Source organism: Methanobacterium alcaliphilum, from assembly GCF_023227715.1.
Lineage (GTDB): Archaea > Methanobacteriota > Methanobacteria > Methanobacteriales > Methanobacteriaceae > Methanobacterium_E > Methanobacterium_E alcaliphilum.
In genome coordinates this window covers 124685-135323 of sequence record NZ_JALKIF010000008.1, presented here as the reverse complement: position 1 = coordinate 135323, position 10639 = coordinate 124685, and the positions used below count along the sequence as shown (strand labels likewise).

Genomic DNA, 10639 nt, shown 5'->3' with positions numbered 1-10639 from the left:
TCGTAAAATACTCAATGATGAACATTACGGCCTTGACAAAGTAAAAGATAGAATCATTCAACACCTAACAGTAATGAAACTCAAGCAAAATAAACAAGGATCCATACTATTATTAGTTGGACCTCCAGGAACTGGTAAAACCAGTTTAGGGCGAAGTATTGCCGAAGCATTAGAGCGAAAATACGTTAGAATTAGTTTAGGTGGTGTGAAAGATGAATCAGAAATTAGGGGTCACAGGAGAACATACTTAGGAGCCCTTCCTGGAAGAATTATCCAGGGGATGAAACGTGCTGGCGAGAAAAACCCCGTTTTCATCTTAGATGAAGTAGATAAATTAATGGCTTCCTACAGTGGAGATCCTGCCAGTGCACTACTGGAAGTCTTAGACCCTGAACAGAACAACACATTCTCTGATCACTACCTTGAAGTACCATATGATTTATCTGATGTTTTCTTCATTGCAACTGCCAATTCACTTCGTGATATTCCAGGACCTTTAAGGGACCGTATGGAAATAATTGAAATTGGAAGTTACACTAGCCATGAAAAGTTCCATATCGGTAAAAATCACCTAATTGACTTAGTACTGGAAGACAATGGATTAAATGAAACACAGCTTCAAATCGAAGACGATGCTCTTAAGACAATCATCGAAAAATACACTCGAGAAGCAGGTGTAAGAGGACTTAAACGCCAGTTAGCTACTGTTGCCAGAGTAACATCTGAGAAAGTTGTTTTGGACAAAGTAGATTTACCTTATGTGGTCAAAGAAGGCATGTTATATGATATTTTAGGTCATGAACTTACTCAGGTTCACCTTGCAGAGAAAGAAAACCCGCCGGGTGTAGTCACTGGGCTGGCCTGGACTCCTGTAGGTGGAGATATACTCTTCATTGAAGGAGCATTCATGCCAGGGACGGGTAAATTATTGCTCACGGGACAACTTGGTGATGTGATGAAAGAATCTGCTAAGATTTCTCAAAGTTTAATCCGATCCAGATTGGCATTCAATTTAAAGAATGTTGAATTTGATAAACAGGACTTACATATTCATGTACCATCTGGTGCTATTCCTAAAGATGGCCCATCTGCAGGTGTTGCACTCTTAAGCACCATTGCTTCACTGGTGACTGGCCAGGCAGTTGATTCAAAACTAGCTATGACTGGTGAAATATCTCTAAGGGGGGCAGTACTTCCGGTTGGAGGTATTAAAGAGAAAATGTTAGCAGCCCATCGTGCAGGAATAGAAAGAGTGATTTTACCTAAAGAAAATCTCAAAGACCTTGATGATGTTCCAGATGATGTTAAAGAAGATATAAAGTTCATACCAGTTGAAACTGTAGAAGATGTAATAAATGAGACCATAGGCATTGAACTTCCAAAACCCCTATTAATGGATATGGACTCTAACTCTTTAACTGGCGGAGCTGGAGTCTAAAATCAATTTATAAATTCCCTTCTATCTTTTGTACCCCTCCATAGAAGGGAATTATTTTTTTTCATTATTAAATGAAATCAATTTTCTTTTAAATAATCGCTGGTTTTAAATTATATTTGAATAAGTAAAGAATTACAATTGAAAAATATGATTATTTATTAGTTTTTATAATTTAAAATTCTTATTAAATCGACTTATTTTCTAATAGACTTTTCTAAACAGTATCTATTTTGAAAAAGATTTATAATTAATAAAAATAATATTCTTTTAACTAAGAACAAACAATGTGTTGAATCATGTACCTTGAAGATTTAAAAAAAGAGTTCAAAGATACTTTAAAATCTCTCTCACCAGCCATTGTGTTAATCCTTATTTTTCAAATATTTTTTATTAAAATGCCTTTGAGTGAATTTATAACCATAGTCAGCGGATTATTATTCACTATTTTAGGATTTACCTTCTTTATAGAAGGTGCAAAAAAAGGATTATTACCATTAGGAGAAAGTTTAGGTTCTTCTTTTATTGAAAAAAAAGCATTCTTCATGATATTATTATTTGCTTTTTTACTGGGGCTGACTTTGACTATTGCTGAACCTGATGTTAGACTGGTTGCTTTCCAAATCACCCAGATAACCACGCTAAACATTACTCAACTTGAGTTAATATTCGTTACATCTGTGGGATTAGCTGTATTCACATTTTTAGCGGTTTTAAGGAGCATGTTGGATTTTCCGATTCAATATATTCTCGTTCCAGGATATGGTACTGCTATTATTCTCTCTTTTTTTGTGAGAAATGAATTTATATCCAAAGCATTTGATTTAGGTGCAGTAACAACAGGACCTATGACCGTACCCTTTTTGATAGCATTGGGTGTTGGTATTGTTTCGGTTCTGGGTGGAAGAGATAGAATGGAGTCAGGGTTTGGTATTATGGCTATTGGCTCAATTGGCCCTATACTGGCCATATTAATATGGGGCTTGATTAGGGGAGGCATTTGATGATAATAATGAGTGCCGCTGAAGCTTTTTTAGAAGTTATAGAAGCCATAGCTCCAGTTTTAATACTATTTTTCATATTCCAGGTTTTAATATTGAAAAAAGTTCCTAAAAATATAGGGGATTTAATTTCAGGCATTTTCATGACTATTATCGGCTTTTTCTTTTTCTTTTTCGGGGCAAAAATTAGTTTAATACCTATGGGAAATCACATAGGGACTTTTCTATCTTCATTAGATTATTTTTGGGTTATTATATTCTCATTTATTGTCGGGGTGTTTGCCATACTGGCTGAACCTGCAGTTAATGTATTTGTATATGAAGTAGAGAAAGTATCGTCTGGTTATATTAAAAGCAATCTCATGATTTTGAGCATCGCCCTGGGGGTAGGATTAGCACTTTTGTTTTCAGTTTTAAGAATTTATCTAAATTTACCCCTCAGCCTGATTATAATACCGGGTTATTTATTAATAATTATTCTTGTCTTGATAAGCCCAAAAGATTTCATTCCCATTGCCTTTGATTCGGGGGCTGTGGCTACTGGTCCGGTAGTTGTAACTTTTGTCTTACCAATTATGACCAGCCTGGCCATGGGGTTAAATGATGATAATTTTGGGTTTTTAGGATTGGGTACAGTGGGTCTTGTGGCCATGTTTCCCATAATAATCATGCTTTTTTTAGGCATTCTAATCAAAAGGAGTGAAACAAAATGATGGAAAATACTTGTTCTGGGTTTAAATTGATATACGTTATTGTGGAAGCAGGGCGTGGAAGTTTTATCATGAGTGCTGCTCGTGAAGCAGGTGCAGAAGGTGGAACCACTTATTATGCTAGAGGAACCAGTATACATGAACATGGTAAATTTTTAGGTGTTCCTATTGAACCTGAAAAAGAAGTAGTAATGATCATAATTAAAGATTCGCTGGTAAATCAAGTATTTGAATCTGTAGTAACCAAAGGAGAATTGGAAGAACCGGGAAAAGGTGTAGCATTTATACTGGATATATCCAGAGTGGCGGGCATCTGCCATTTATTAGATGAATAATTATCTAAACATTTAATAAATTAAAAAAAGGTTTTAAAGTGATATTATTGCCCTGATTTTTTTTAGAGGGCAAATTAAAACCACGTAAAACTCAATAAAAAAATAACTATTAAAAATAAAAACTGGAAACTACTATATTTCTCTTTAAAGTTTTCATTATCAAACAATCCTCAATATATGTATAATTATATAATATTAAATTAAATAAATAATATTCATGAATTCAAATAAATCAGAATCCCATAATCCTGTGCAGATTTCTGAAAAACGGAATTTGTATTTATTTTTCATAATAACCTTTCTTTTTTCCTGGTTTTTCTGGATACCTCCTATTTTAATTACTCATGGAATATCCTTTCCCTCACTTTTAGCTGACTTTTTCATGGGTCCTTTTAATTTAGGGGCCTGGGGTCCATTTGTAGCAGCATTTTTACTAACCTACTTCAATAATGGCAAAGAGGGTGTTTTTGGATTATTAAAAAGAGGGGTTGATTATAAATTTCATAAATTATGGTTAATACCTATATTACTATTAATGCCTTTTATTACTGGGGTTTCACTAATTATATCCTCATTTCTGGGAGATCCCCTGCCGGGGTTGAGTATTTTTTATGAACCATGGCTTATTGGCTTCTGGTTCTTTTACCTCTTACTTTTAGGAGGTCCCCTGCAGGAAGAATTTGGATGGCGAGGATATGCTCTGGATAGGCTTCAAAAAAACCGCAGTGCACTAACTTCAAGTATCATTTTAGGAGTGATCTGGGCGGTGTGGCACTTCCCGCTCAATTTTGCTGCTGGTGCTGCCGGACCTCAGTACGGTATGGCCATTTCTTTATTCATAGGGGCTCTTATAACCATGAGTTTGATTTCCATATTATTTACCTGGATATACAATAATACGGGGAGGAGTATCTTAGCTGCTTTACTATTCCACACTTCCTTGAATTTATCCACATTTATCCTGTTCCCTGTTTTTGAAGTTCAAAGTGCCTTACTCTTTTATATTATATTGATTTTGGCCACTGCAGTGTTGGTTCTTATAATATGGGGTAGAAAAACTTTGATGAAGGATAAAAAATTTATGGTAAGTGAATAATTTCCTAAATCTTAAAAAAATGGGCTAATTGGGGTGGAGCCCTTATTTTTTATAATTATAATTTTAAGATTTTTAGTAATATTTTTTTCTTTATATTTTAATAAAAATAGGGGGTAAAAATGATTCGTAGAACTTATTTAAATTTGAATGATTTCTAGTTCTCATTAATGGAACTTAAGATTTTATGGAAATTATAAAAAATAGCGTCGAAAATATATAAATTTTCAAAAATTAAGAAATTACTGTATTTAAACTGGCCACCCTATATGTAATGCACAATACTAGTCTATTTTAAAGAATTTTATTTGGTCAAAAAACAGCTTTGGAAATGAACCTGCGTAACTTCGTTTAAGTCTTCAATACTTTATGATTAAAGAATAATAATTCATCATCAGGTATTTTCAGTTTAATTATTTTCATGTTAAGTATGCTAATTTTAAGTTTCTTAAGTTTTCCAATGAAACATTCTTTTTTGGGGTCAAAACAATGATTAAACATTTTCTTCCATAATACTTTGTGAATATGTTCATAAATTCAGGTTTTCTATAAAGATAAGTTATATATCCGAATATGAATCATGAGATAATTTTATAATTTCTTGTCAGTTAGGCTGATTTTATCTTAATAAAGTATTCAAAGATTTTTATCAATTTTTGGCATTTTCTGATTTCTAATTCTATATAACTTCAATAAAATAATCATAATAACCTAAAAATAATCATGGCTGCAAAGTTGTTAATAGTAACATTCTAAACTCTGATTAAAATGACTTTCATTAAAACTATGGTTTATTCTCATTCAATGTTGAAAAATATAAAGAATCTAAAGGAAAATTAGAATTATAATTTATTTTTTGTAAATCTCAATTAAATATGCCCTTAATTGGGGAATCACATCTTTAATAGTTCGCCAAACTCTCATATTTGATTCCAAAGTAAAAATGAATAAGTTTATCTCGCATTCCAGCCATTGATCTCATGAAATGTCAGGATATCCTTTTTTAATGTCTTCTGGTAGGTTTTGAGTGGCTTCTCCGATAATCTCAAATGCTCGAAAATTGTAAATTTTCGGCCCCGCGAAAACTTGTTTTTGACGGTTTTCTGATAACTGCACTTGAAGTTTTATAGTCTTCTTGAATTCATGGAAGTCCATTTCACCATAAATAGTTCAATAAAATCCATAGCTTCTAAAATATCTTTTAGATAAAGCATAGGATCCCTAATACTAGGATGGACTCCTTTATGATCTGTTTTTTTATTTCCTTGCGAACTGTGTCAATAGGGACCACATTAATCTTTATATGAATTTCATCTTCTAGAAACTGAAATAATCCTACCAGATCCACTAGATTAGCACTTTTGTTGAATTTTACTAAAACATCAAGATCACGATTTTGAAGTAAAGTTTCAATCCTTGTTTTATTGGAAAAGCTTCTTCAACCTAATAAATTATATATGAATTTTTAAGTATCTTACTCCTAACTGAATATACATATATAGTTATTAAACAATTCCCTGAGCCAGCATTGCCTTTGCAACTTTAATAAATCCTGCAATATTAGCTCCAACTACATAGTTACCTTCAAATCCATATTCTTTAGCCATTTTATCAATATTTCTATATATATCAACCATGGTTCTTTTTAATCGGGCATCAACCTCTTCAAATGACCAGTGCATATTTGAGCTTCTTTGTGCCATTTCCAGCACACTGGTTGTAACTCCTCCAGCATTAGCTGCTTTTCCTGGTAAGAAAATTAATCCGGATTTTAAGAATAATTTAGTAGCTTCAGGCGTTGATGGCTTATTTGCTCCTTCTGCGACATATTTTACTCCATTATTAATAAGTTTTATTGCTGATTCTTCATCTAACTCATTTTGGGTAGCACAGGGAAGGGCTATATCACATTTTATATTCCAAAGGCCTTTACTTCCTTCTTTATAGAGGGTATCAGGAAAATCATTTAAGTATTCATAGATACATTTTCTTTTTTCTTCTTTGATATCTTTTACAAAGGGAATAGATATTCCATTTTCGTCATAAATGTAACCTTTTGAGTCAGACATAGCAATAACTGTTGCTCCAAGTTGTATAGCCTTTTCAGCTGCATATATGGCCACATTCCCAGAACCAGAAACTATTATCTTTTTACCTTCCAAAATTTCTCCCCTTGCTTTTAAAGCTTCTTCCAATATATAAATAAGGCCATAGCCTGTGGCTTCTCTTCTTACAAGAGATCCACCATATTCTATTCCGCTTCCGGTTAATACACAGTTATGTCTATTTGTAATTTTATTATACTGCCCAAATAGGTATCCCACTTCTCTTAAACCCACACCAATATCTCCTGCTGGGACATCAATTTCAGGACCTATATAATTTTTAAGTTCAGTCATGAAACTCTGGCAGAATCTCATAACCTCAGCATCGGATCTTCCTTTTGGATTAAAATCACTTCCACCCTTTGCACCGCCTATTGACATGCCGGTAAGGCTGTTTTTTAAAATCTGTTCTAATGCTAATAATTTAAAAACCGATAAATTAACCGACTCATGAAAACGAAGCCCTCCCTTATAGGGGCCCAGTGCACTGTTAAACTGAACACGAAAACCTCGATTTACCTGAACTTTGCCATTATCATCAACCCAGGGTACTCTAAACATAATCACTCTTTCAGGTTCTAAAAATCTTTCTAAAATCTTTGCTTCCTGAAATTCAGGATGCCTTTCAAATACTACATTAAGACATCTTAAAATCTCAGTGGCAGTCTGTATGAACTCGGGTTCATACGGATTTTTTCTCTTCAGATCTTCTAATACATCATCTACGTATGTCATATTATCATCTTCTTATTTTAAAAATTATTAATTAAATATTCAGGGGGGCATGGAATTATCATATCTAATCAAAATCTTAATAAACCAAATATACTTGTTTGTGAAGATGCGGTTCTTCATAATTAGAAGTTAAGAATTACTAATATATTAGGCTGTCTATTTAGATAAAAAAACAGTGATAACATTACTGCTCCTGGCATTTCTGAGAGAAAAATAATAAGAGTAGCCCTACCCTGGGCCGCAATACTAAAATACATCAAATAATATGAAAAAGAAAAGGGGAATATTATCTTAAATGTTACAAAATGATTAGACTAACTAATTAGTTTAAATATTGATTCTAATAATAAATATTAATTTGTATATATAAGTAATTATATCATACTTAAAAAATGGTAAACATGAAATATAACCAAATGAACAGGTTATACCTAACTAAAGAAAAAAATTTTAATGGTCCATTCATCAGTTTTAGAAAATTCTAAATTTGATGAAATCTGAAGTTCAATTTCAAAGTGAAAAAGTTTATTTATCTTCGTTAAACCATTATATTACGAACATGGTCAAATTTCATGATATTTTCATTCAAAGTTGGGGTTTTAACTGATTGATTTAGGGCTTTAATTCAAATTTTATGATTATTTTTTTCATTAGTTTGAAATAGTATTAAAGCTACCCATTAAACCCTAAAAATACTTTGAAGCAGGTATTTATAAAAACATTTATCACATGATTTGATAAATTTAAAAGAAGATAATAAAAAAGAATATATTTTTCTCATTGTATTTTTTTATTGTATTTTTAAGGGGTTAATCATGAAATGCAAAAAGTGCGGCCATTCAAATGATGATAATCAGAAGGTTTGTGATGAGTGTGGAGCTGTATTATATCCAACTATTGAAATTCGATGGCAGGGTATTTTTGCAGGTGTTTTTGCTGGTTTAATCTTTATATTCATTGCTTATTTGCTTTATGGAGTACATGATTGGTTTTATATGGGCATAATATTTTCATCTTCAATGACTGGTGTGTTTGCCACAATTTTTTCTAAAAGAGAGAATGTTCCAACGTTGGAAGATGATTTCAACCTGATTTTACATAGTTTTTTAGCAGGATCGATTTTTTTTATCGTGATTTTTCCTTTAATGTCCACTAATCCTATTATATTATTATATGCTCCAGGTTTTGGAATGTTAGCAATCATAGGGGCTATGTTAGGCTATTTCATTAATATTTCACGTGAAAGAGATTTCAAATGGAAATTTTCTGCAACAGTTGTCAGTTTTTTATTAGCTGTTCTGGTAATTTATATAGTATTTTTCAGCCATCTAAATGATGAACAAACATATGATCGGTTAGGTTCCTATAGTTTAGGTTATTTATATACAGCCAATGCAATAAATGCAAATATTAGTAATTTAACAAATAACAAGTCAATTTATGATATTACAAATAAAAAAATTCTAAAAAACATTACTTTACAATATCAAGAAATGAAAAACAATGCAAATAAATCATTAGAAAATAGTCAGAATCTAACAAATTATTCATCTAACTCAATAGAAACAGAATATGCATTGGCATTAAAAAAATATTCTGAAATTAACTTAAGATATTATACTGAAATGGAAATTGCAGCTAATTTAACATTACAATACAATATATCTGCTGCGAAAAAACATTACATGAGTGCACAAAAATTGCAACCTCAAATAAAATCACAAAATGAGACTTTAACTTCAATACAAAATAAAGATTCAACATTCAAGGCAAAAATGCAAGAAATAAACTTTCAAGCTTACTTAATAAGCATCAATTAAAGATTAATATTTATTATTTTTTTCATTCCTTCAAGTATAAAGTACTTTTTTGGTAAATTAACCAAAGCAGAAATGACAGATTAAAAAACAAACTAAATAGAACTGCTACGAGATATGGTAGCTACCATTATACTTAAATATCAACTCAAATGATTTCTTCAGAACTGAATTGTTAATAAAATGAGTTTTTCATTGAATTGCTTTTTTTAGAAGTGTTACTATCTTTTCCTCTTCAACAGCAGTCAATTCTTTTAGTGCAAATGCAACAGGCCACATATTGCCTTTGTCTAGATTGGCTTGGTCATCAAAGCCTAAAGTAGAATATCTAGTATTAAATTTCTTCCCACTTTGGAAAAAACAAATCACTTTACCGTCCTTGGTATAGGCAGGCATTCCATACCATAGCCTTGGAGTGAGAATGGGTGCATTAGATTTTATGATATCATGGAGACGTTTGGCCATAGCCCGGTCGGGTTCCATCATTTCTTCTATTTTGGCAAGTACAGTAATTTCTCCATCTGCATTTTTAGATCTTGAAATGGTCTTTTTTTGATTAGGAGTTCTTTTTTTCATAACTTACTTTGATTATTATTTATATTGCTCAATATTGATAAATTTAATGAGGTCCTATATTGATTTTATCAAAGAAATAAAATTCATATTTTTGTTAAATTCTTTTTTAGATTAATAATAACAAGAATAAAATGTAAAAATAGTAAAATATGAAGTAACCCTTTGTTTTTCTACAATAATAATTTAGCTTGTCTATTGAATGTTTTGGTAGGCTGATACAAAAATCCAATTGATTATTAATTATGCAAGCTAATTCTTTTGATAGGTTTGAGGAAAGGATATGACGTTTTTTATTTTTTGAACTATTCAAAGGGTTCCTTCATTGATTTCATATAATTTTAAAAGGATGGATGTTATTTATTCAAGCGCTTCAAATGCAATATCAATTAAATCTCTTAGCCCTGCACTGACATTATTTAACTGTTTATCTGCGGCGTAATCTTTAATTTTCCGTATTTGATCTTCTCTTAAAGTATAATTACGTGGTACCAGGCGAGGTTTTTGTCTCCGTTGGTATTCATCAATTACCCCATAGATTAGTTGAAGCAATAAAGTAATTTTTTTGATTTCATAAGGGTCAAAAGCATTTTCAAACTCTTTTTCAAGTTTATCTCGGTCTTCTTCTAATCTTTTGCAGCTTTGAGAAGTGAATGAATTTGTTTCAAGTAGTTCTCTTAAAACATTGTTAAGATCTTCTTGTGTATACTCTATGATGGCTTTTAATTGGTCGTCTTGAATATCACTCATAACAAATCCCCTTCTACACTATACTATAGTGTATACTTAACATATAAAGTTTTCTATTATTTAATAATATTAAATGAAAAAGTCA

General features: G+C 31.6%; 11 protein-coding genes. 6 read left to right on the top strand and 5 right to left on the bottom strand.

The genetic code is table 11. From position 1 onward, the window contains the following. The 5 genes from lon to MXE27_RS07545 all read left to right on the top strand — a co-directional run. Window positions 1–1438, top strand: a 1438-nt coding sequence (lon, locus tag MXE27_RS07565) for an endopeptidase La (RefSeq protein ID WP_248611807.1), incomplete at its 5' end; no start/stop codon positions are given. Between the two features lie 296 nt (window positions 1439–1734). Beyond that, a complete protein-coding gene (locus MXE27_RS07560; protein ID WP_248611806.1) occupies window positions 1735–2439 on the top strand; it encodes a DUF1538 domain-containing protein in 705 nt (234 codons plus the stop codon). Beyond that, on the top strand, window positions 2439–3149 hold the full coding sequence (locus MXE27_RS07555; RefSeq protein ID WP_248611805.1) for a DUF1538 domain-containing protein: 711 nt from the start codon (window positions 2439–2441) through the stop codon (window positions 3147–3149). Before MXE27_RS07560 ends, MXE27_RS07555 begins: the two co-directional genes overlap by 1 nt. Beyond that, a complete protein-coding gene (locus MXE27_RS07550; protein ID WP_248611804.1) occupies window positions 3146–3481 on the top strand; it encodes a P-II family nitrogen regulator in 336 nt (111 codons plus the stop codon). Before MXE27_RS07555 ends, MXE27_RS07550 begins: the two co-directional genes overlap by 4 nt. A 217-nt stretch (window positions 3482–3698) precedes the next feature. After that, on the top strand, window positions 3699–4577 hold the full coding sequence (locus MXE27_RS07545; RefSeq protein ID WP_248611803.1) for a type II CAAX endopeptidase family protein: 879 nt from the start codon (window positions 3699–3701) through the stop codon (window positions 4575–4577). A gap of 898 nt (window positions 4578–5475) precedes the next feature. Here MXE27_RS07545 and MXE27_RS12040 read toward each other — a convergent pair. The 3 genes from MXE27_RS12040 to gdhA all read right to left on the bottom strand — a co-directional run bounded on the left by MXE27_RS12040 (window position 5476) and on the right by gdhA (window position 7414). Next, a complete protein-coding gene (locus tag MXE27_RS12040; RefSeq protein ID WP_425438280.1) occupies window positions 5476–5538 on the bottom strand; it encodes a hypothetical protein in 63 nt (20 codons plus the stop codon). Between the two features lie 14 nt (window positions 5539–5552). Next, on the bottom strand, window positions 5553–5729 hold the full coding sequence (locus MXE27_RS07540) for a ribonuclease HepT family protein (protein WP_248611802.1): 177 nt from the start codon (window positions 5727–5729) through the stop codon (window positions 5553–5555). Between the two features lie 350 nt (window positions 5730–6079). Beyond that, entirely contained in the window at window positions 6080–7414 is a 1335-nt protein-coding gene (gene gdhA / locus MXE27_RS07535; RefSeq protein ID WP_248611801.1) for an NADP-specific glutamate dehydrogenase, read from the bottom strand. An 815-nt stretch (window positions 7415–8229) separates the two neighbouring features. Between gdhA and MXE27_RS07530 the strand changes: the two genes are divergently transcribed. Then, entirely contained in the window at window positions 8230–9234 is a 1005-nt protein-coding gene (locus MXE27_RS07530) for a zinc-ribbon domain-containing protein (protein WP_248611800.1), read from the top strand. 189 nt (window positions 9235–9423) lie between these two features. Here the strand turns inward: MXE27_RS07530 and MXE27_RS07525 are convergent, their stop codons facing one another. Both MXE27_RS07525 and MXE27_RS07520 read right to left on the bottom strand, forming a co-directional pair. Beyond that, entirely contained in the window at window positions 9424–9807 is a 384-nt protein-coding gene (locus MXE27_RS07525; protein ID WP_248611799.1) for an iron chaperone, read from the bottom strand. Window positions 9808–10164: 357 nt separating this feature from the next. Continuing rightward, window positions 10165–10554, bottom strand: a complete 390-nt coding sequence (locus tag MXE27_RS07520; RefSeq protein WP_248611798.1) for a hypothetical protein — start codon at window positions 10552–10554, stop codon at window positions 10165–10167. Window positions 10555–10639: the final 85 nt, after the last annotated feature.

Bases quoted from the DNA above. Each gene is read 5' to 3' on its own strand.
- MXE27_RS07560 (WP_248611806.1), top strand. From the start codon at position 1,735: ATGTACCTTGAAGATTTAAAAAAAGAGTTCAAAGATACTTTAAAATCT.
- MXE27_RS07555 (WP_248611805.1), top strand. From the start codon at position 2,439: ATGATAATAATGAGTGCCGCTGAAGCTTTTTTAGAAGTTATAGAAGCC.
- MXE27_RS07550 (WP_248611804.1), top strand. From the start codon at position 3,146: ATGATGGAAAATACTTGTTCTGGGTTTAAATTGATATACGTTATTGTG.
- MXE27_RS07545 (WP_248611803.1), top strand. From the start codon at position 3,699: ATGAATTCAAATAAATCAGAATCCCATAATCCTGTGCAGATTTCTGAA.
- MXE27_RS07540 (WP_248611802.1), bottom strand. From the start codon at position 5,729: ATGGACTTCCATGAATTCAAGAAGACTATAAAACTTCAAGTGCAGTTA.
- gdhA (WP_248611801.1), bottom strand. From the start codon at position 7,414: ATGACATACGTAGATGATGTATTAGAAGATCTGAAGAGAAAAAATCCG.
- MXE27_RS07530 (WP_248611800.1), top strand. From the start codon at position 8,230: ATGAAATGCAAAAAGTGCGGCCATTCAAATGATGATAATCAGAAGGTT.
- MXE27_RS07525 (WP_248611799.1), bottom strand. From the start codon at position 9,807: ATGAAAAAAAGAACTCCTAATCAAAAAAAGACCATTTCAAGATCTAAA.
- MXE27_RS07520 (WP_248611798.1), bottom strand. From the start codon at position 10,554: ATGAGTGATATTCAAGACGACCAATTAAAAGCCATCATAGAGTATACA.